Source organism: Ideonella sp. A 288, from assembly GCF_002198735.1.
GTDB lineage: Bacteria > Pseudomonadota > Gammaproteobacteria > Burkholderiales > Burkholderiaceae_C > Pseudaquabacterium.
This window is the reverse complement of record NZ_MWLO01000020.1, coordinates 1-19,616: the sequence shown is the minus strand read 5'-3', so window position 1 is coordinate 19,616 and position 19,616 is coordinate 1. Positions and strand designations below refer to the sequence as shown.

Genomic DNA, 19,616 nt, shown 5'->3' with positions numbered 1-19,616 from the left:
CGGCTGGTCAGCAGCACGTCGCCCTGGCCGTCGGCGCGCTCGTCTGGTGGCGGCGGCGCCACCCGTCGCCGCCACCGGGGTCGTTCGACACGCCCAGCCTGCCCGGCAGCGATTGGCAGGAGATCGCGGCGCGCTACCACCACAGCCGTGTCGAGGCCCTGCGCGGCTGGCTGGGAGACGACCAAGACCTGGTGCGCGACACGCGCCGCCATCCGGCGGCAGCCGATGCGACCAAGGGCGACGACAGCGCAGCGCATCGACGCGCGCACTGCCCGGTGCTGCGGGTCGACATTCCCCTGCCGATGCGCCATGACCGCCCACTTTGAGATCGGCTCGGTGGCCGCGGGCGCGCTGCTGTTCGTGCTGCGCGACGGCCACGGCGACGTGCTGCTGACCAGCCGCATCTACCGCGACCCCGGCGAGGCGCTGTCGGGCATCGGGCACCTGCGGCGCAGCGCCCCGCTGGCCACTCGCTACCTGCGCCGCCGCGATGCCGGCGGCACCCAGCACTTCGTCGTGCACGACGCCAGCGGCGAGGTGCTGGCCAAGAGCGAGATCCACTCCACCGCCTGGGCCATGGAGGCCGCCATCGAGCAGGTGATGCGGCATGCCGCGACGGCCACCATCGCCGCCAGCGGTCTCACCGTGCCGGCGCCGCCGCCGCGCTGACGCGAACCGGGTGGGGCGGCCGCCGCCCCGGTCAGGCCAGCCGCAAGGCCATCACCCCGGCCACGATGACCGCGGTGCCGATGGCGCGCTGCATGCCGAAACGCTCTTTCAGCAGCACCGTGCCCAGCACCGCCGCGAACAGCACCGAGGTCTCGCGCAGCGCGGCGACGCTGGCCACCGGCGCGCGCGTCATGGCCCACAGCGCGATGGCATAGGAGCCGATCGACGCGGCGCCGCCCAGCGCCGCCAGCGGCCAGCGCTGCCGCGCATAGGCCAGGATGGCGCGGCGGCCGGCGGCATCGCGCCGCGCCCAGACGATCGACGGGTACGGGATGCCGTCCAGCACGAACAGCAGCAGCACGTAGGCCGCGGCGCTGTGGCCGTCGACCACCGTGGTGCGCACGCCCTTGCCGTCGACGAAGGTGTACAGCGCGATGATCATCGCGTTGGCCAGCGCATAGGTCAGCGCAGTGCGGTGGTGCAGCGCATCGCCCGGGTGCGACAGGCCCACCAGCGCCACCCCGGCGGTGATGCCCAGGATGCCCACCCAGGCCATCGGCGTGGGTGCCTCGCCCAGCACCAGCCCGCTGCCCAGTGCCACCAGCAGCGGCGCGGTGCCGCGCATGATGGGGTAGGTGAGGCCCAGGTCGCCGTGCTTGTAGGCCCCGGCCAGCGCGATGTAGTAGCCGATGTGGATCATCAGCGACGCGGCGATGAACGGTGCCGCGGCCAGCGGCGGCGGCCCCACCCACAGCGCCATCGGCAGCGCCACCAGGGCGCCGAGGAAGTGCACCAGCGCGGTGTCGAGCTCCTTGTCGCCGCTGGACTTGACCAGCGCGTTCCACGACGCGTGCAGCACGGCGCCCAGCAGCACCGCCAGCACGACCGGCCAGGTCAGCGCCATCGGTGGCGCGTCATCGGCGCGGCTCGGCGTCGCCCAGCGGCGTCAAGGCCGAATGCCGGATGCGCGTGGCGGTGAGCGCACCGGCGGATTCGAGGATGGGGTAGGCGATCGAGCAGATGTGGGAGTTGATGCGCTTCAGGTCGCTGATCAGGTCGAGGTGCAGCGAGCTGGTCTCGATGCTCTGCGCGGTCTGGTCCTGCAGGCGCGCGATGTGCGTGGCCGCGTACTCGTGCTCGAGGTCGCGGAACCGCGCCTTCTCTTCGAGCAGCCGGCTGGCATCGCGCACGTGGCCGTCGAGGAACACGCTCATGCCCAGGCGCAGGTTGGCGATCAGGCGCTCGTGCAGGTGGCAGATCTCGCCCATGCCGGCGTCAGAGAAGCGCCGCGCCGGGCGGATCTTCTTGTCCTCGATGTCCTGCAGCACGCGCTCGATGATGTCGCCGATCTGCTCCATGTTGATGGTGAAGGACATCACGTCGGTCCAGCGCCGGCCCTCGCGCTCGGACAGCGCCTCGCGCGAGACCTGGGTGAGGTAGAGCTTGATCTCGGTGTACAGCGTGTCCACCACGTCGTCCATCTCGCGCAGCTTCTCGGCGAGTTGCAGGTCGTTGTCGCGCAGCACCGGGTGGATGCCGCGCAGCATGGTCTCGACGACGTCGGCCTGGTGCAGCGCCTCGCGCGCGGCGCAGCTGATGGCCAGCGAGGGCGTGGCCAGTGCGGAAGGATCGAGGTGCCGGGGCCGCGCGGTGCCCGCCACGGTGGGGGCCACCAGCCAGCGGCCGAGCAGGCCGGCCACCGGGCCGGTGAGGCCGACGAAGAGGATGGCCAGCGCCACGTTGAAGGCCAGGTGGAAGACCACCACCTGCTGGTGCACCACCGGCACCCATTGCGTCAGGGTGGGGTACAGGTGCGGGATCAACGGTATCGCGATCACGCAGCCCACGCCCTTGAACAGCAGGTTGCCCATCGGCAGGCGCCGCTCGGCCATCGGCGCCCGGGCGGTGGTCAGCACCGCCAGCAGGCCGCTGCCCAGGTTGGCGCCCAGCACCAGGCCCAGCGCCACGGTGGGGGGCACGATGCCCGCCGAGGCCAGCGTGGCGGTGAGCAGCACGATGGCCAGGCTGGAGTACGACAGCACGGTGAGCAGCGCGCCGACGAAGATGTCGAGCATCACCTCGTTGGGCAGCGCGGCCAGCAGGGCGCGCACCGGCGGCGCCTCGGTCAGCGGCCTGGTGGTCTCGCCGATCAGCTGCAGCGACATCAGGATAAGGCCCAGGCCGATGGCCACGCGGCCCAGCCGGCCGGCGGTGGACTTCTCGCGGGTGATGAACATCACCACGCCGACGAAGATCAGGAAGGGCGACAGCCACGACAGGTCGAACGAGAACAGCACCGCCATCATCGCCGTGCCCATGTCGGCGCCCAGCATCACCGCCAGCGCGGCCGACAGCGGCACCAGGTGGCGGCCCAGGAAGGACGAGACGATCAGGCAGGTGGCGGTGCTGGACTGCACCAGGCTGGTCACCGCCAGGCCGGCGGCCACGGCCATCGGCCGCGAGCCCATGCTCACCGCCAGCACGTGGCGCAGGTTCTCGCCGAACACCCGCAGGATGCCGGTGCGCACGATTTGCGTACCCCACACCAGCAGGGCGATCGCGGCCAACAGATTCAGTAAGTGGATCATCGGCCGAGGATCATGGCACCAGGCTCACCAGGGCAGTGAATAGGTCTTCAGGTTGGTGAAGCTTTTGATGGCTTCCTGCACACCTTCCTTGTAGCCGAGGCCCGAATCCTTGATGCCGCCGAACGGGGTGAGCTCCAGCCGGTAGCCCGGCACCTCGCGCACGTTGACGGTGCCGACGTGCAGTTCCTTCACGAAGCGCATGATCACGTCCATGCGGTTGGTGCACAGCGCCGACGACAGGCCGTAGGCCGTGCCGTTGACGATGGCAATGGCCTCGTCCACCGAACCGAAGGTGATGATGGGCGACACCGGGCCGAAGGTCTCCTCGCGCACCACGGTCATCCTGGGGTCGACGCGGTCGATCACGGTCGGCGAGAACAGCGCGCCGTCGCGGGTGTTGCCCACCAGCAGCCGCGCGCCCTGCGACACCGCCTCGGCCACGCGGGCCTCGAACTGCCGCGCCGCGGCCTCGTCGATCACCGTGCCCATCTCGACCTTCGGGTTGGCGGGGTCGCCGAAACTCCACGCGCGGGTCTTCTCGACCACCAGGTCGGTGAAGCGCGCGGCCACCGATTCGTGCACCAGCATGCGCTTGACGGCCGTGCAGCGCTGGCCCGAATTCTTGTACGAGCCCTGCACCGCCAGCGACGAGGCCTCGTCGAGGTCGGCATCGTCCATCACGACGATGGGGTCGTTGCCGCCCAGTTCGAGCACGATGCGGCGGTAGCCGGCCTTGGCCGCGATGTACTTGCCGATCGGCACGCCGCCGGTGAAGGTGACGAGGTCGACGTTGGGGTTCGTCAGCATCTCGTCGGCGATCTCGCGCGGATCGCCGGTGATGACGCTCAGCATCTCGGGCGGCAAGCCGGCCTCGTACAGCATGTCGGCGAACATCAGCGCCGACAGCGGCACCTTCTCGCTGGGCTTGAGCACCATGCGGTTGTTGGTGGCCACCGAGGGCACCACCTTGTGCGCCACCTGGTTCATCGGGTGGTTGAAGGGCGTGATGGCCGTGATCACGCCGAGCAGCGGCTCGCGCAGCGTGTGCACGCGGCGCTGCCGGCCGTGCGGGGTGATGTCGCAGGCGTAGCTCTGGCCGTCGTCCTTCAGGCACTCGTTGGCGCCGAACATCAGCACGTCGGCCACGCGGCCGGCCTCGTAGGTGCTGTCCTTCAGGCACAGGCCGCATTCGGCCGTGATGAGCGCGGCGATCTCGGCCGTGCGGCTGCGCACGATGGCCGCGGCCTTGTTCAGGATGTTGGCGCGGTCGAAGCGGCTCAGCGCGGGCCGGTAGGCGCGCGCGATGTCGTAGGCCCGGCGCACCTCGTCGAGCGTGGCCTTGGGCACCGTGCCCACCGGCTGGCCGGTGAAGGGGTTGTCGACGACGATGGCGCGGTCGCCGCCACGGTCGGCGCCGATCTTCTCGCCCGCGATGCGGAGGGATTCGATGATCATGCTCATTGCGCCCGGTTCAGTGCAAGGTCGAAGGCATCGAAGTTGCGCCAGCGGCGCTCGGGTTCGAGCCCGTCGATGCGGCGGTTCAGGATGAGCGGCACGCGCTGCTCGGACACACCGCCGTGCGAGCGCAGCGGCGCGTCGAGCGCCGACAGGTCGTGCCGCGCGGCCGCGGTGCCGATGACCACCGAGCGCTCGGACACCACCACCAGGTCGCCGATGCGGTCGGGCGGCAGCTCGAACACCCGCGCCGCCTCGTCGCGGGTGAGCACGCGCTCGATGCCGCGCATCGCGCCGATGCGCGCCTGCGCGTCGGCCACGCGCCCGGCCGGCAGGTACACCGTGGCGAAGGAGCCCAGCGCGCCGTGGTGCACCACGTACGGGTCGGTGATCGGCAGGATGGTGCGGGCCACGCCGGCGCCCAGCCAGCCGTCGAGCCGGTCTTGCAGGTAGATGACATCGGGCGACGCGTCCATGCGCGTCTTGGCGTTCATGCCGTGGTCGGCGGTGAGCGCGATGACGCAGCCCATGGCCTCGAGCTGGCCCAGGTAGCCGTCCATCATGGTGTAGAACGCATTGGCACCCTCGGTGCCCGGCGCATGCTTGTGCTGGATGTAGTCGGTGGTGCTGAGGTACATCACGTCGGGCCGGCGCGTGGCCATCAGCGCCACGCCAGCGGCGAAGACGAACTCGGACAGCGCCGCGCTGTAGACGTCGGGCACCGGCCGCTTCACCAGGCCCAGCACGTCGTCGATGCCGTTCTCGGCCACGGTGACGGCATCGGCCTTCTCGGACGAAAAGCAGATGCTCGACCGCGCCCCTTGGCCGGCGCCAGCGCCGTCCGTCCCCCGAGGGGAGTCGTTCGAACCGGCAGAGCCGGATTCGAACATGCCCTTGCCCAGCAGCTTGCGCAGCTTGTCCTTGGCGGTGACCACGGCGCACACCGAGCCGGCGTTGGCCAGCGCGGCCAGGATGGTGGGCGCGCGCAGCCACTTGGGGTCGTTCATCATGACCTCGGTGCCGCTCTCGGTGTCGTAGAGGTAGTTGCCGCAGATGCCGTGCACCGACGGCGGCGCACCGGTGACGATGGACAGGTTGTTCGGGTTGGTGAAGGTGGGCACCACGCAGTCGGCGACCAGGGCCGTGCCCTCGGCCAGCGTGCGCTTCATCCAGGGCATGCGGCCGGCGGCCACGGCCTGGGCCAGGTAGTCGGGCTCGCAGCCATCGACGCACACCACCACCGTGGGCTGCTTCGGCAGCTGGTAGCGCCGGCCGTTCACTTCAAGCATGGGTCAGGGCCTTTCGTCGGGCCGCCGCCGGCGCCGCGTCGGGCACCTGCTGCGGCGTGTTGTTGCGCACCGTGCGTTCCTTGCTGACCAGCACGTGGTCGCGCATGGCCTGGCCGGCGGCGTCGGGATCGCCACTGGCGATGGCTTTGACGATGGCGCGGTGCTCGCTGGCCGAGATCGGCAGCAGCTTGGCATCGGCCAGGTTCATGCGCCGGAACAGCGACAGCTCGTTGATCAGCCGGCGGTAGATGGCGGTGAGCTTGCGGTTGCCGGTGAACTCGACCAGGCGGTCGTGGAACTCGAGGTTGAGCAGGTGGTAGCCGTCGGCGTCGCCGGCCTTCACCGCCTTTTCCATCGCGTCGACCATGCCGCGCACGGCCTTGAGCTGTTCGGGCGCGATGTGCAAGGCCAGGTGGCGGCCGACCGACTCGTCCATCATCGCGCGCAGGTCGTAGATTTCCACCGCCTCGTCGAGCGGGATGTCGCGCACGAAGACGCCGCGGTTCTTTTCCTGGCGCACCAGGCCGGCCTCTTCCAGCATGCGGAAGGCCTCGCGAACGGGCCCGCGGGACACGCCCAGCTGCGACGCCAGCGCGGCCTCGATGAGCTTGGACCCCGGGGCCAGTGTGCCCTGCAGGATCTGGCGCTCGATCTCCTTCTGCACCACCGAGGTGAGCGAACTGGACTGCAGCAGGGCAATCGTCGGATGCAGCAGGGCGGACATGCACCGCATTGGAATGTCGGAATCGTCAATTGTCAACAATCGGCAAAATACCGTTGACACACAGGGAAACACACCGCTAGATTGACCCCACGCCCAGGTCGACCGCGGTGCCGTCACGGCCGTGTCATGCCCGGCGGTGCATGCTCGAGCCTTTTTCTCGACCCCCTTCCACCCAAGGAGCTTCACCCCATGCGAACCCCGGGAACCGCCCACTGGCTCAATGCCAGGGCCCACTGGCTTGCCACCGCCGCCCTGCTGGCGCTGGCCCTGCCCGCCGCCGCCCAGAAGACCACGCTGCTGGTCTACACCGCGCTCGAGACCGACCAGCTGAAGGCCTACCAGGAGGGGTTCAACAAGGTCGAACCCAACATCGAGCTGAAGTGGGTGCGCGATTCCACCGGCGTCATCACCGCCAAGCTGCTGGCCGAGAAGGCCAACCCGCAGGCCGACGTGGTGATGGGCGTGGCTGCGTCCAGCCTCGCCCTGCTCGACCGCAACGGCATGCTCGAGCCGTACAAGCCGCTGAACCTCGACGCGATCATGAGCCAGTACCGGGACAAGAAGAACCCGCCCGCCTGGTTCGGCATGGACGTGTGGGGCGCCACCGTGTGCTTCAACACCGTCGAGGCGCAGAAGAAGGGCATCCCGAAGCCCGAGACCTGGAAGGACCTGCTCAAGCCCGCCTACAAGGGCCAGATCGTGATGCCCAACCCGGCCTCGTCGGGCACCGGCTACTTCGACGTCACCGCCTGGCTGAAACTGTTTGGCGACGACGGCGGCAAGGGCGGCGGCTGGAAGTACATGGACGGCCTGCACGAGAACATCGCGCAGTACACGCACTCGGGCTCCAAGCCCTGCAACATGGCGGCCTCGGGCGAGTACGTGGTGGGCATCAGCTTCGAGTACCGCGCCAACGCCAACAAGGCCAAGGGCGCGCCGATCGACCTGGTGTTCCCGAAGGAAGGCCTGGGCTGGGACCTCGAGGCCTTCGCCATCCACAAGGGCACCAAGAAGGTCGAGGCGGCGCGCAAGCTGGCCGACTGGGCCTCGAGCAAGGACGCGATGCTGCTGTACGGCAAGAACTTCGCCATCACCGCGCAGCCGGGCGTGGCCGCGCCGCTGGCCAACGTGCCCAAGGACTACGAGGCGCGCCTGGTGAAGATGGATTTCGGCTGGGCCGCCGAGAACCGCGAACGCATCCTGGCCGAGTGGACCAAGCGCTACAACGCGAAAAGCGAACCCAAGAAGTGATCCCCTCACCGGCGGTCTGCGCAGCGTGAGCGATCCCTACCTGCGGCTGACCGGCATCCGCAAGGATTTCGGCGCCTTCACCGCGCTGAAGGGCATCGACCTGGACATCGCCCGGGGCGAGTTCGTCTGCTTCCTCGGGCCTTCGGGCTGCGGCAAGACCACGCTGCTGCGCATCGTCGCCGGGCTCGAGGTGCAGACCGCCGGCCGCATCGAGCTGGCCGGCCGCGACATCTCCACGCTGCCGCCGGCCGAACGCGACTACGGCATCGTGTTCCAGTCGTACGCGCTGTTCCCCAACCTCAGCATCGCCGACAACGTGGCCTACGGCCTGGTCAACCGCAAGGTGCCCAAGGCCCAGGCGCGCGCCCGCGTCACCGAGCTGCTGGCGCTGGTGGGCCTGCCGGGCAGCGAGGGCAAGTACCCCGCGCAGCTGTCGGGCGGCCAGCAGCAGCGCATCGCGCTGGCACGCGCGCTGGCCACCTCGCCCAGCCTGCTGCTGCTGGACGAGCCGCTGTCGGCGCTGGACGCCATCGTCCGCGTCAAGCTGCGGCAAGAGATCCGCAGCCTGCAGCGCACGCTGGGCGTCACCACCATCATGGTCACGCACGACCAGGAAGAGGCCTTCGCGGTGGCCGACCGCATCGTGGTGATGAACCATGGCGCCATCGAGCAGGTGGGCACGGCGATGGACGTGTACCGCGACCCGGCCACGCTGTTCGTGGCCGACTTCGTCGGCCGCATCAATGCGCTGCCGGCCACGCCGCAGGACGGCGGCGTGCGCGTCGGCGAGCAGGTGTTCCGCTGCGAGCACGCCTCGCTCGACGGCCACGCCGCCGGGCGCGAGCTGCGCGTGTACCTGCGGCCCGAGGACGTGCTGGCCCGCCCCATCCCCGAGGGCGACCCCAACGTCTTCGAGGCCCGCATCGACAAGATCGAGTTCATGGGCCCGTACTGCCTGGTGCGCGTCAGCGCCGACCGGCTCGGCGCGCACCAGCTCACCGTCTACCTGTCGCTGAACTACCTGGCCGAGGCGCAACTGGAAGTGGGCAGCCGCCTGCCGCTGCGCCTGCTGCCCGACCGCATGCGGGTGTTTGCGTGACGACGCTGGCGCTCGGCCTCCCGGGTGTGCGCCAGCGCGTGCACTGGACCGAGCTCCTGGCCCACCTCGCCCTGGCGGGGGTGGCGCTGGCCCTGCTGGCCTTCCTGGCCGCGCCGCTGGGCGCCATCCTGCAGAAGGCCGTGCAGGATGCGCAGGGCCGCTTCGTCGGCCTGGCCAACTTCATCGCGTACGCACGCACGCCGGCGCTGCTCGATTCGCTGTGGAACAGCCTGTGGGTCAGCGGGCTGGTGACGCTGCTCACCGTACCCACGGCCTTCGGCTTCGCCTATGCGCTGACGCGCAGCTGCATGCCCTACAAGGGCCTGGCCCGCACCATCACGCTGGTGCCGCTGCTGGCACCGTCGCTGCTGTCGGCGATCTCGCTGATCCACTGGTTCGGCAACCAGGGACTGCTGAAGTCGTGGCTCACGGCGCTGGGCATCGAGCAGATCTACGGCGCACCGGGCATCGTGCTGGCGGAGACCTTCTCCACCTTCCCGCATGCGCTGATGATCCTGGTCACCGCGCTCACCGCCGCCGATGCCCGCCTGTACGAGGCCGCCGACGCGCTGGGCACCAGCGCGCGGCGCAAGTTCTTCACCATCACGCTGCCCGGCGCCAAGTACGGCCTCATCTCGGCCGCGCTGGTCACCTTCACGCTGGTGGTCACCGACTTCGGCATCCCCAAGGTCATCGGCGGCAGCTTCAACGTGCTGGCCACCGACGTCTTCAAGCTGGTCATCGGCCAGCAGGATTTCCAGCAGGGCGCGGTGGTGGCGCTGCTGCTGCTGGCGCCGGCGGTGCTGACCTTCGCGGTCGACCATTGGGTCAGCCGCAAGCAGACCGCGATGCTCACCGCGCGTGCCGTGCCCTATCGCCCGAAGCGCGCACCCCTGTTCGACGGGCTGATGGGCCTGTACGTGGTGGCCGTGTGCGCGTTGATCCTGGCGATGCTGGGCATGGCGGTGTTCGCCTCCTTCGCCACCTTCTGGCCCTACAACCTGGCGCCCAGCTTCAAGCACTACACGATGGGGCTGGTCGACGCCGAGGTGGGCGAGGCCTTCGTCAACAGCCTGTCGATGGCCGCCGGCACCGCGGTGGTGGGCACGCTGCTGGTCTTCGTCGGCGCCTACCTGCTCGAGAAGACCCAGGGCGCGCGGCCCGTGCGCAGCCTGGTGCGCCTGCTGGCCATGCTGCCGATGGCAGTGCCGGGGCTGGTGCTGGGCCTGGGCTACATCTTCTTCTTCAACGAGCCGGGCAACCCGCTGAACGGCCTGTACCACACGCTGACGCTGCTCACCGTGTGCACCATCGTCCATTTCTACACCACCGGCCACCTCACGGCCGTCACGGCGCTGAAGGCGCTGGACCCCGAGTTCGAGGCCGTGTCGGCGTCGATGAAGGTGCCGTTCTACAAGGCCTTCTGGCGCGTGACGCTGCCAATCTGCACGCCGGCGCTGGTGGACATCGCGCGCTACTTCTTCATCAACGCGATGACCACCATCTCGGCCGTGGTGTTCCTGTACTCACCCGAGACCAAGGTGGCCTCGATCGCCATCCTCAACCTCGACGAGGCCGGCGAGATCGGCGCCGCCGCCGCGATGGCCGTGCTGATCGCCGCCGCCAACACCGTGGCCACGCTGCTGTTCATGGCACTGTCGTGGTGGGTCGATCGGCGCACCCAGGCCTGGAAACAGCCTTGACGAATCTGGAGACATGACGATGGACCGCGACCGCATTCTGCTGACCCCCGGCCCGCTGACCACCAGCCTGCGCACCAAGCTCGCGATGCTGAAGGACTGGGGCTCGTGGGACGCCGACTTCATCGCCGTCACCGCCCGGGTGCGCCATGCGCTGCTCGACATCGTGAACGGCCACGACAGCCACACCGTGGTGCCCTTGCAGGGCAGCGGCACCTTCAGCGTCGAAGCGGCCGTGGCCACCGTGGTGCCGCGCGACGGGCATGTGCTGGTGCTGGACAACGGCGCCTACTGCAAGCGCGCCGCCAAGCTCACGCAGTTGATGGGCCGCCGGGCCACGGTGCTGCCCTTCGCCGAGCAGGAGCCGGTGTCGCCCGCTGCCCTGGACGAACGCCTGAAGGCCGACGCCAGCATCACCCACGTCGTGCTGATCCACTGCGAGACCGGCACCGGCGTGCTCAACCCGCTGATTGAGGTGGCCGACGTCTGCCAGCGCCATGGCAAGGGCCTGATCATCGATGCGATGAGCAGCTTCGGCGCGCTGCTGATCGATGCCCGCCGCACCCGCTTCGACGCGCTGGTGGCCGCCAGCGGCAAGTGCCTCGAAGGCGTGCCGGGCATGGGCTTCGTGTTCCTGCGGCAGGCCATCCTGCCCGGTTGCGCCGGCCAGAGCCAGAGCCTGGCGATGGACCTGCACGACCAGCACGCCTACATGGAAAAGACCGGCCAGTGGCGCTTCACGCCACCCACCCACGTGCTGGTGGCACTGGCCGAGGCCATCGACCAGTTCGTCGAGGAAGGCGGCCAGCCGGCCCGGCTGGCGCGCTACGTGGACAACTGCAAGACCCTGCTCGAGGGCATGGGCGAACTGGGCTTCAGGCCCTTCCTGCGGCCCGAGGTGCAGGCGCCGATCATCGTCACCTTCCATGCGCCGGCCGATGCGCGCTACGAGTTCAAGCGCTTCTACGACGCAGCCAAGCAGCGCGGCTTCATCCTCTACCCCGGCAAGCTCACCGAGATCGACACCTTCCGCGTCGGCTGCATCGGCGCCATCGGCCGCAACGAGATGCGCCAGGCCGTGCAGGCCGTGGCCGACACGCTGCGCGACATGGGCATCGCCAGCGGTGCGCCGGCACTCTGACCCCTGCAAGGACACCCCATGGCCAGCAAGAGGAACAGCCCCGAGACCCCCGCGTCGCGCCGGTCACCCCCCAAGGGCATGAACAAGCCCGGGGGCCGCCCGTCGCCTGCCCCGGACCACCCCGCCGTGGCCGCCGTCCGCGAGTCCGGCGCCAACAAGGTGAAGGTCGCGGTCAGCGACATCGACGGCATCCTGCGCGGCAAGTACCTGCACAAGGACAAGTTCTTCGGCGCGGCGGACAGCGGCTTCGGCTTCTGCGACGTGGTGTTCGGTTGGGACGCGCACGATGTGTGCTATGACAACACGCAGGTCACCGGCTGGCACCATGGCTTTCCCGACGCGCTGGCCCGGCTGGACCTGGGCACCGCGCGGCACGTGCCCTGGGACGGCGACGTGCCCTTCTTCCTGGGCGAGTTCGTCAACGCCGACGGCACGCCGCTGGCCATCTGCCCGCGGCAGACGCTCAAGCGCGTGCTCAAACGCGCCGAGACGCTGGGCCTGCTGCCGATGGCCGGCATGGAGTTCGAGTGGTTCAACTTTGCCGAGACGCCGCAGAGCTGGGCGGCCAAGAAGGGCGTGGGGCCCGAGAGCCTGACGCCCGGCATGTTCGGCTACTCGCTGCTGCGCATGGCCGACAACCGGCCCTTCTTCAATGCGCTGATGGACGAGATGCTGGCCTTCGGCGTGCCGATCGAAGGCCTGCACACCGAGACCGGACCGGGCGTCTACGAAGTGGCCATCACCTTCAGCGAGGCACTGGAGGCGGCCGACCGCGCCATCCTGTTCAAGACCGGCGCCAAGGAGATCGGCAAGCGCTTCGGCATCATGCCCAGCTTCATGGCCAAGTGGAACCAGGCGCTGCCGGGCTGCTCGGGCCACATCCACCAGAGCCTGTCGGACGGCAAGAAGAACCTGTTCTACGACGCCAAGAGCCCGCGCTCGATGAGCCCTCTGTTCGAGAGCTACCTGGCCGGCCAGGTGGCCTGCCTGATGGACTTTGCGCCGATGTTCTGGCCCACCATCAACAGCTACAAGCGGCTGGTCGACGGCTTCTGGGCGCCGGTGAAGCCCACCTGGGGGCTGGACAACCGCACCGCCAGCTTCCGCGTCATCGCCGGCAGCCCCAAGGCCACGCGGCTCGAGACGCGCTGCCCCGGCGCCGACGTGAATCCCTACCTGGCCATGGCTGCGGTCATCGCCGCCGGCCTGCATGGCGTGGAGAAGGGCCTGAAGCTCACCGCGCCGCCGATCACCGGCACCAACCAGGGCGCCGACGACATCCCGCGCGCGCCGCGCTCATTGCTGCGCAGCACCCACACCTTCAAGCAATCGGCCATCGCCCGCGACTGGCTGGGCGACACCTTCGTCGACCACTTCGCCGCCACGCGCGTCTGGGAATACCGGCAATGGCAGGATGCCGTGACCGACTGGGAACTGAAGCGCTACTTCGAAATCATTTAGAGCCGGCCTCTACCACCACGAACTTCGTCATGACCATCTCCCGATTCGCCTTCCCCACCCCCATCCACTTCGGCGCCGGTGCGCGCAAGGCGGTGGCCGCTCACCTGCTGGAGCAGGGCTGCGAGCGGCCGCTGATCGTCACCGACCGCGGCCTGTCGGCGCTGCCGGTGCTGGCCGAGTTCCAGAGCCACCTCGGCGGGCTGGACGTGGCGGTGTTCGACGGCGTCTTCGGCAACCCGACCTGCGCGCAGGTGATGGCCGGCGCGGCAGCGTTCAAGGCGCATGGGGCCGACTGCGTGATCGGCTTCGGCGGCGGCGCGGCGCTCGATGTGTCCAAGGTCGTCGGCGTGATGGCCACGCACGAGGGCGACGTACTCGAGTACGTGTGGGACCACCCGTCGGTGCGGCCCATCGTCAACGAACTGCCCTACTACGTGGCGCTGCCCACCACTTCGGGCACGGGGTCCGAGGTCGGCCGCTCGGCGGTGGTCAGCGAGAACGACAGCCACCACAAGCGCACGGTGTTCAACGCCAAGATCCTGGCCCGCGCCGTGTTCGCCGACCCCGAGCTCACGCTGGCGCTGCCCGCCGCCGTGACCGCCGCCACCGGCATGGACGCGCTCACCCACAACATCGAGAGCTACCTGTCGCCGGCCTACCACCCGCTGTGCGACGGCATCGCGCTCGAGGGCCTGCGCATCGGCGCCCACGCGCTGTTCGACGCCGTCACCCAACCCGGCAACCTGAAGGCCCGCGCCGACATGATGATGAGCTCGATGATGGGCGCCATCGCCTTCCAGAAGGACCTGGGCTCGGTGCACGCCTGCGCCCATGCGCTGGGCGCGGTGTGCGACATGCACCATGGCCTGGCCAACGCGCTGATGATCGAACCCGTGCTGGCCTGGAACCGCGAGGCCGTGCCGGCCAAGTTCGACGAGCTGTCGCACGCCGCCGGCGTGCATGGCGGTGGCGCGGCCTTCGTGCCCTGGCTGAGACAGCTCAAGGCGCGCATCGGCATCACCGGCGGCCTGGCCTCGCGCGGCGTCACCGAGGCCCTGCTGCCCCGGCTGGTGCCGCTGGCCGCCACCGACTTCACCGGCGGCACCAACCCGCGCCCGGCCACCCCGGCCGACTACGAGCGCCTGTTCCGGCAGGCGATGTGACGATGGCCGGCCCCGACAAACCGCTGCTGATCGGCGTCTCGGCGCGCATCTACTACCCCGGCTCGCAGGGCGCGCTGCCGGGCGTCTTCACCAAGACGCTGCACTACCTGGAGCAATCGGTGGCGCACTGGGTGCTGTCCGGCCACGCGATGGCGGTGATGATCCCGGCCGTCACCAAGGACAGCATCGTGATGCGCAGCGACCTCGAACTGCACGACTACGCCGACGCGCTGGACGGCCTGGTGCTGCAGGGCGGCAACGACGTGGCGCCGGAGAGTTATGGCGAACGCCCGATGCACCCCGACTGGGCCGGCGACGCGGTGCGCGACAAGTATGAGATCGAACTGATCGACGCCTTCGTGCAGGCCGGCAAGCCGGTGTTCGGCGTCTGCCGCGGCCTGCAACTGCTGAACGTGATGTTCGGCGGCACGCTGTGGCAGGACATCGGCAGCCAGCGGCCCGAGGCGCGCGCGCACCGCGAGCTGGGCATGTACGAGCGCCACTTCCACGAAGTGGAACTGCTGCCCGGCACCCACCTGGCGGGCCTGTACCCCGGCGTGCCGCGCGCGGTGGCCAACAGCATCCACCACCAGGGCATCAAGGATCTGGCGCCGGGTTTCATCGTCGAGGCGCGCTGCCCCGAGGACGGCATGGTCGAGGCCATCCGCCGGGCCGACGGCGGCAGCTGGGTGGCCGGCGTGCAGTGGCACCCCGAGTTCCACGATCCGCAAGACCCCGCCACCATCGACGACACGCCGATGCTGCAGGACTTTCTCGCCGCCTGTCGCGCGGCCCGCTCACCCTACCGTTCCAGAGGCTGACCCATGCCCACGCTCGACATCCACAACCCCGCCACCGGTGCGCTCGTCACCACGCTGCCGGCCGACGACGCCGCCTCGGTGGCCGCCAAGGCCACCGCCGCGCGCGCCGCGCAGCCCGCCTGGGCCGCGGTGCCCATCGCCGACAAGGTGGCCGTGATGCAACGCTTCCGCGCCGCGGTGGTGGCACAGATCGAGACGCTGGCCACCACCATGACGCAGGAGACCGGCAAGCCGATCGCGCTGTCGCGCAACGAACTGAACGGCCTGCTGCCGCGGCTGGACTTCTTCATGGAAGAGGCCGAATCGGCGGTGCGCGACGAGCATGTGTTCGACGGTGGCGGCATGCACGAGCAGATCGGCCACATCCCGCTGGGCGTGGTGCTCAACATCTCGGCCTGGAACTACCCCTGGTTCGTCGGCTGCAACGTCATCGTGCCGGCCCTGCTCACCGGCAATGCGGTGCTCTACAAGCCCAGTGAACACGCGGCGCTCACCGGCCTGCACATCACGCGCCTGCTGCACGAGGCCGGCGTGCCGGCCGACGCGATGCAGTGTCTGGTGGGCGGTGGCGACGTGGGCGTGGCCGCGCTGGCCCAGCGCATCGACGGCGTGTTCTTCACCGGCAGCCACGCCACCGGCGTGAAGATCGCGCAGGCGGTGGCCCACCGCATGGTCAAGCTGCAGCTGGAGCTCGGCGGCAAGGACCCGATGTACGTGCGCGCCGACGCCGACCCCAGGGCGGCGGCCGAATCGCTGGCCGACGGCGCCATGTACAACACCGGCCAGGGCTGCTGCTCGGTCGAGCGCATCTACGTGCACGAGGCGGTGCACGATGCCTTCGTCGACCATTTCGTGACCACGGTGCAGGGCATGAAGCGCGGCGACCCGATGGACGCCAGCAGCTACATCGGCGCCATCACCCGCGCGCCGCAACTGCAGGTGCTGCAGGCGCAGGTGGCCGACGCGGTGGCCAAGGGCGCCACGCTGGCCGTCGGCGGCCGGGTGCTGCCGGGCCCGGGAAACTGGTTCGAGCCCACCGTGCTGACGAACGCCACCCACGCGATGGAGGTGATGCGCGAAGAGAGCTTCGGCCCCATTGTCGGCATCGAGAAGGTGGCCAGCGACGACGAGGCCGTGGCGCTGATGAACGACACCCGCTACGGCCTGACCGCCGGCGTGTACACACGCGACGAGGCCAAGGCGCGCGAGCTGCTCGCCCGGGTCAATGCCGGCAGCGTGTACTGGAACTGCTGCGACCGCGTCAGCCCGCGCCTGCCCTGGTCGGGCCAGGGCGATTCGGGCGTGGGCCTGACGCTGTCGCGCCACGGCATCCAGACCTTCACGCGCCCGAAGGCCTGGCATCTCCGGCAGGCCTGAGCGTCGAGACCTCGCCATGCTGCGCCTGACCCTCTTCGACCTCGATCACACGCTGCTCGACGGCGACAGCGACGTGCTGTGGTGCGAGTTCCTGATGGCGCAGGGCGTGCTCGACCGCGCCACCTTTTCCGCACGCAACGACGCGATGGCCCACGGCTACCAGGCCGGCAGCGTGACGGTGGCCGAGTTCTGCACCTTCTACGTGTCCACGCTGGCCGGTCGGCCCCGCGTGGCCTGGGAGCCGCTGCGCCGCCGCTTCCTCGACGAGGTGATCGCGCCGCGCCTGGCCGATGATGCGCATGCGCTGGTGCGCCGCCACCTCGACGCCGGCGAACTCGTGGTGATGAGCACCGCCACCAACCGCTTCATCACCGAACTGACCGCCGCGCACCTGGGCATCCCGCACCTCATCGCCACCGAATGCGAGCGCGTCGGCCAGGGCGACGGCGAGCATTTCACCGGCCGCACGCTGGGCACGCCCAACATGCGCGACGGCAAGGTGGCGCGCCTGCACGACTGGCTGAGCCAGCGGCGCATGGCACTGGACGACTGCGTGTCGACCTTCTACTCCGACTCGATGAACGACCTGCCCCTGCTCGAGGCCGTGCGCCACCCGGTGGCCGTGTGCCCCGACGAGCGCCTGGCCGCCATCGCCGCCGAGCGCGGCTGGCAGGTGCTGGCGCTGCAGCGGCGCGGCGACTGACTCCAACACGGCACGACAATGCCGGCACCATGTACCTGCGCTTCCACGGCCTCGATCGCCCGCCGTTCTCGATCGCCCCGGACCCGCGCTTCCTCTACCTGAGCGAGCGCCACCGCGAAGCCCTCGCCCACCTGCGCTATGGCGTGGGCAGCGGTGGAGGCGTCGTCGTGCTCACCGGCGAGATCGGCTCGGGCAAGACCACCGTCTGCCGCAGCCTGCTGGAGCAGGTGCCCGAGCAGTGCCACCTGGCCTACCTGTTCAACCCGCGCTTGAGCGTGCGCGAGTTGCTGCAGTCGGTGAACGCCGAGTTCGGCCTCTTGGTGCCCGACGACGCGCAGCGCCCAGCCAGCATCAAGGACCATGTCGACGCATTGAACGGCTTCCTGCTGGCCGCGCATGCCGCCGGCCGCCATTGCGTGCTGATCGTCGACGAAGCGCAGCGCCTGTCGCTCGCGCTGCTCGAGCAACTGCGACTGCTCACGAACCTGGAAACCCACGAGCACAAGCTGCTGCAGATCGTGCTGATCGGCCAGCCCGAACTGCGCGACAAGCTGGCGCGGCCCGAGCTGGAGCAGTTGTCCCAGCGCGTGCTGGCGCGCTTCCACCTCGGCCCGTTGTCGGCCGATGAGACCGCGCAGTACGTGCGCCACCGCCTGACGGTGGCCGGCGCCGGCGAAACCCTGCCCTTCGACGCTGCCGCGCTGCGGCGCATCCACCGCCACAGCCGCGGCGTGCCGCGCCGCATCAACCTGCTGTGCGACCGCGCGCTGCTGGGCGGCTATGCCGAAGGCCGGCACGACGTCGGCGCGCGCATCGTCGACCAGGCCGCGCGCGAGGTGTTCGGTCCCGACGGCCGGGGCGACGCACGGCGGCCCCCCGGGGGACGCCGCGCGGGCGTGGCGGCAGGGCTGGTGCTGGGAGGCGCGGCGCTGGCACTGGGCTCCGCCTGGGTGGGCAGCCGCTGGAGCGGCTTGGCCACGGGCAAGACCAGCGCCGCGGCACCGGTGCCCGGGCCCGCGGCCGACGGCCAGGGCCTCGCCGCCGGTGCCGCAGCCTCGGGGTCGTCGCTTTCGCCGCCGTTGGCCTCGGCAGCGCCGGCCTCGCAGGCCTCGCAGGCGGTTTCGGTGGGCCTGGCCATCGGCCCCACGTCGGGCCCGGCACCTCTGCCCGTGCCGGCCGCGGCGGCGTTGCCGCTGCTCGACGAGGCCGCCTTCACCGCCGCGCTGGACAACGCACCCCGCGACGAATCGACCGCCTGGCGCCTGCTGTCGCGCCACTGGAACGCGTCGCCGCCCGACGGCCTGCCGCCCTGCGCGGCGCTGGCCTCGCAGGGGCTGCACTGCCTGAAGCGGGCCGGCTCGATGGCCGTGCTGCGCGGGCTGGGCCGCCCGGCCATCCTGCCGCTGCAGGGCAGCGACGGCGCTGGCCGCTTCGTGGTGCTCGAAGGCCTGTCGACGGCCACGGCCACGGTGCGCATCGGTGAGCGGCAGGTCCGCGTGGCCCTGCCGACCCTCGCCGCCGGCTGGCGAGAGGCCTTCGGCACGCTGTGGCGCGAGCCGCCGGGCACGCGGTTCAATGCCGACGGCGTGGCGGTGGGCGTCGACGAGGCCTGGCTGGCCGAGCAACTGCGCCGCGCACGCGGCGAGGCGGGCGCGGCATCGGCCGCCGGCGTCGCCAGCCAGCCGCCCCTGCGCCAGCAGGTGCAGGCCTTTCAGCGTGCGCAAGGCCTGCCGGCGGACGGCCAGGCCGGCGCCATGACCATCATGCACCTGCAGCACGCCGCCCACGGCGGCGGGCCGCGGCTGATCGACTGACGGGCGCCCGCGATGTCCTACATCCTCGATGCCCTTCGCCGTGCCGAGCGCGAACGCGCCGCCGCAGCAGCCCCCGACCTGCAGACCCGGCTGGCGATGCCGGCGGCCGAGCTGTCCCCCGTGCGCAGGCGCACCTGGCCCTGGCTCGGGCTGGCGGCGGGCCTGGCGGCCGGGCTCGCAGTGCCCTGGGTGTGGCAATGGGGCGCCGGGGGGCGGGAGCAGGCACCGTCGCCGACCCCAGCGGCAAGGGCGCCGACCGCCTCGACGTCGGGCGCGGGCCCGGCGACCGCCCCGTCCGCACCGGCTCGGACCGTGCCGCGGCGGGCGGTGGCGTGGCGGGCAGCGATGGCTCGGGTGGCGA

At 70.4% G+C, this 19,616-nt stretch carries 17 protein-coding genes and 1 pseudogene; 13 read left to right on the top strand and 5 right to left on the bottom strand.

Going from position 1 to position 19,616, the window contains the following annotated elements; all coding sequences use genetic code 11:
• Both EOINJALH_RS31545 and EOINJALH_RS00920 read left to right on the top strand, forming a co-directional pair.
• Window positions 1-326: hypothetical protein (locus EOINJALH_RS31545; RefSeq protein ID WP_199873111.1), on the top strand; the 326-nt coding region annotated here is incomplete at its 5' end.
• Window positions 310-669 carry a DUF1508 domain-containing protein gene (locus EOINJALH_RS00920; RefSeq protein WP_158219602.1) on the top strand — a complete coding sequence of 120 codons (360 nt, stop codon included), beginning with the start codon at window positions 310-312 and terminating at the stop codon, window positions 667-669. The genes EOINJALH_RS31545 and EOINJALH_RS00920, both read left to right, overlap by 17 nt.
• 31 nt (window positions 670-700) lie before the next feature.
• Here EOINJALH_RS00920 and EOINJALH_RS00915 read toward each other — a convergent pair whose 3' ends face one another.
• From EOINJALH_RS00915 to EOINJALH_RS00895, 5 genes are read right to left on the bottom strand one after another with little or no spacing between them, the layout of a single operon-like run.
• Window positions 701-1,573 (bottom strand): EamA family transporter, encoded by an 873-nt coding sequence (locus EOINJALH_RS00915; protein ID WP_088278432.1) that lies wholly within the window; start codon window positions 1,571-1,573, stop codon window positions 701-703.
• A gap of 10 nt (window positions 1,574-1,583) precedes the next feature.
• Window positions 1,584-3,257, bottom strand: a complete 1,674-nt coding sequence (locus EOINJALH_RS00910) for a Na/Pi cotransporter family protein (protein ID WP_088278431.1) — start codon at window positions 3,255-3,257, stop codon at window positions 1,584-1,586.
• Window positions 3,258-3,281: 24 nt separating this feature from the next.
• The gene (phnY, locus tag EOINJALH_RS00905) at window positions 3,282-4,712 is read right to left on the bottom strand and encodes a phosphonoacetaldehyde dehydrogenase (RefSeq protein ID WP_234413591.1); all 1,431 of its coding nucleotides are present in this window, start codon (window positions 4,710-4,712) and stop codon (window positions 3,282-3,284) included.
• 2 nt (window positions 4,713-4,714) lie between these two features.
• Window positions 4,715-6,001, bottom strand: coding sequence for an alkaline phosphatase family protein (locus EOINJALH_RS00900; protein WP_088278429.1), 1,287 nt, complete (start codon window positions 5,999-6,001; stop codon window positions 4,715-4,717).
• A complete protein-coding gene (locus tag EOINJALH_RS00895) occupies window positions 5,994-6,725 on the bottom strand; it encodes a phosphonate utilization associated transcriptional regulator (RefSeq protein WP_234413590.1) in 732 nt (243 codons plus the stop codon). The genes EOINJALH_RS00900 and EOINJALH_RS00895 overlap by 8 nt, the downstream gene beginning before the upstream one ends.
• Window positions 6,726-6,914: 189 nt before the next feature.
• Between EOINJALH_RS00895 and EOINJALH_RS00890 the strand changes: the two genes are divergently transcribed.
• The 11 genes and pseudogenes from EOINJALH_RS00890 to EOINJALH_RS32465 all read left to right on the top strand — a co-directional run.
• Entirely contained in the window at window positions 6,915-7,976 is a 1,062-nt protein-coding gene (locus tag EOINJALH_RS00890) for a putative 2-aminoethylphosphonate ABC transporter substrate-binding protein (RefSeq protein ID WP_088278427.1), read from the top strand.
• Between the two features lie 25 nt (window positions 7,977-8,001).
• Complete coding sequence (locus EOINJALH_RS00885) at window positions 8,002-9,075, top strand: putative 2-aminoethylphosphonate ABC transporter ATP-binding protein (protein ID WP_404872720.1); 1,074 nt, start codon at window positions 8,002-8,004, stop codon at window positions 9,073-9,075.
• Window positions 9,072-10,778 carry a putative 2-aminoethylphosphonate ABC transporter permease subunit gene (locus EOINJALH_RS00880; protein ID WP_234413589.1) on the top strand — a complete coding sequence of 569 codons (1,707 nt, stop codon included), beginning with the start codon at window positions 9,072-9,074 and terminating at the stop codon, window positions 10,776-10,778. Before EOINJALH_RS00885 ends, EOINJALH_RS00880 begins: the two co-directional genes overlap by 4 nt.
• A 13-nt stretch (window positions 10,779-10,791) precedes the next feature.
• A complete protein-coding gene (locus tag EOINJALH_RS00875) occupies window positions 10,792-11,916 on the top strand; it encodes a 2-aminoethylphosphonate--pyruvate transaminase (RefSeq protein ID WP_088278425.1) in 1,125 nt (374 codons plus the stop codon).
• Window positions 11,917-11,934: 18 nt separating this feature from the next.
• Window positions 11,935-13,377: a glutamine synthetase family protein gene (locus EOINJALH_RS00870; RefSeq protein WP_234413588.1), complete on the top strand. Its 1,443-nt coding sequence runs from the start codon at window positions 11,935-11,937 to the stop codon at window positions 13,375-13,377.
• Between the two features lie 29 nt (window positions 13,378-13,406).
• A complete protein-coding gene (locus EOINJALH_RS00865; RefSeq protein ID WP_088278423.1) occupies window positions 13,407-14,540 on the top strand; it encodes an iron-containing alcohol dehydrogenase in 1,134 nt (377 codons plus the stop codon).
• Window positions 14,541-14,542: 2 nt separating this feature from the next.
• Window positions 14,543-15,361: a gamma-glutamyl-gamma-aminobutyrate hydrolase family protein gene (locus EOINJALH_RS00860; protein ID WP_088278422.1), complete on the top strand. Its 819-nt coding sequence runs from the start codon at window positions 14,543-14,545 to the stop codon at window positions 15,359-15,361.
• A gap of 3 nt (window positions 15,362-15,364) precedes the next feature.
• A complete protein-coding gene (locus EOINJALH_RS00855; RefSeq protein ID WP_088278421.1) occupies window positions 15,365-16,738 on the top strand; it encodes an aldehyde dehydrogenase family protein in 1,374 nt (457 codons plus the stop codon).
• 16 nt (window positions 16,739-16,754) lie between these two features.
• Window positions 16,755-17,441 (top strand): HAD family phosphatase, encoded by a 687-nt coding sequence (locus EOINJALH_RS00850; RefSeq protein WP_088278420.1) that lies wholly within the window; start codon window positions 16,755-16,757, stop codon window positions 17,439-17,441.
• Between the two features lie 29 nt (window positions 17,442-17,470).
• Complete coding sequence (locus EOINJALH_RS00845; RefSeq protein ID WP_088278419.1) at window positions 17,471-19,255, top strand: ExeA family protein; 1,785 nt, start codon at window positions 17,471-17,473, stop codon at window positions 19,253-19,255.
• 12 nt (window positions 19,256-19,267) lie between these two features.
• Window positions 19,268-19,616: pseudogene (locus tag EOINJALH_RS32465) on the top strand (hypothetical protein); the annotation flags it as partial.

Coding starts and splice junctions, on each gene's coding strand:
- EOINJALH_RS00845 (WP_088278419.1), top strand. CDS start 17,471: ATGTACCTGCGCTTCCACGGCCTCGATCGCCCGCCGTTCTCGATCGCC.
- EOINJALH_RS00895 (WP_234413590.1), bottom strand. CDS start 6,725: ATGTCCGCCCTGCTGCATCCGACGATTGCCCTGCTGCAGTCCAGTTCG.
- EOINJALH_RS00870 (WP_234413588.1), top strand. CDS start 11,935: ATGGCCAGCAAGAGGAACAGCCCCGAGACCCCCGCGTCGCGCCGGTCA.
- EOINJALH_RS00850 (WP_088278420.1), top strand. CDS start 16,755: ATGCTGCGCCTGACCCTCTTCGACCTCGATCACACGCTGCTCGACGGC.
- EOINJALH_RS00855 (WP_088278421.1), top strand. CDS start 15,365: ATGCCCACGCTCGACATCCACAACCCCGCCACCGGTGCGCTCGTCACC.
- EOINJALH_RS00900 (WP_088278429.1), bottom strand. CDS start 6,001: ATGCTTGAAGTGAACGGCCGGCGCTACCAGCTGCCGAAGCAGCCCACG.
- EOINJALH_RS00860 (WP_088278422.1), top strand. CDS start 14,543: ATGGCCGGCCCCGACAAACCGCTGCTGATCGGCGTCTCGGCGCGCATC.
- phnY (WP_234413591.1), bottom strand. CDS start 4,712: ATGATCATCGAATCCCTCCGCATCGCGGGCGAGAAGATCGGCGCCGAC.
- EOINJALH_RS00875 (WP_088278425.1), top strand. CDS start 10,792: ATGACGATGGACCGCGACCGCATTCTGCTGACCCCCGGCCCGCTGACC.
- EOINJALH_RS00915 (WP_088278432.1), bottom strand. CDS start 1,573: ATGGCGCTGACCTGGCCGGTCGTGCTGGCGGTGCTGCTGGGCGCCGTG.
- EOINJALH_RS00865 (WP_088278423.1), top strand. CDS start 13,407: ATGACCATCTCCCGATTCGCCTTCCCCACCCCCATCCACTTCGGCGCC.
- EOINJALH_RS00920 (WP_158219602.1), top strand. CDS start 310: ATGACCGCCCACTTTGAGATCGGCTCGGTGGCCGCGGGCGCGCTGCTG.
- EOINJALH_RS00890 (WP_088278427.1), top strand. CDS start 6,915: ATGCGAACCCCGGGAACCGCCCACTGGCTCAATGCCAGGGCCCACTGG.
- EOINJALH_RS00910 (WP_088278431.1), bottom strand. CDS start 3,257: ATGATCCACTTACTGAATCTGTTGGCCGCGATCGCCCTGCTGGTGTGG.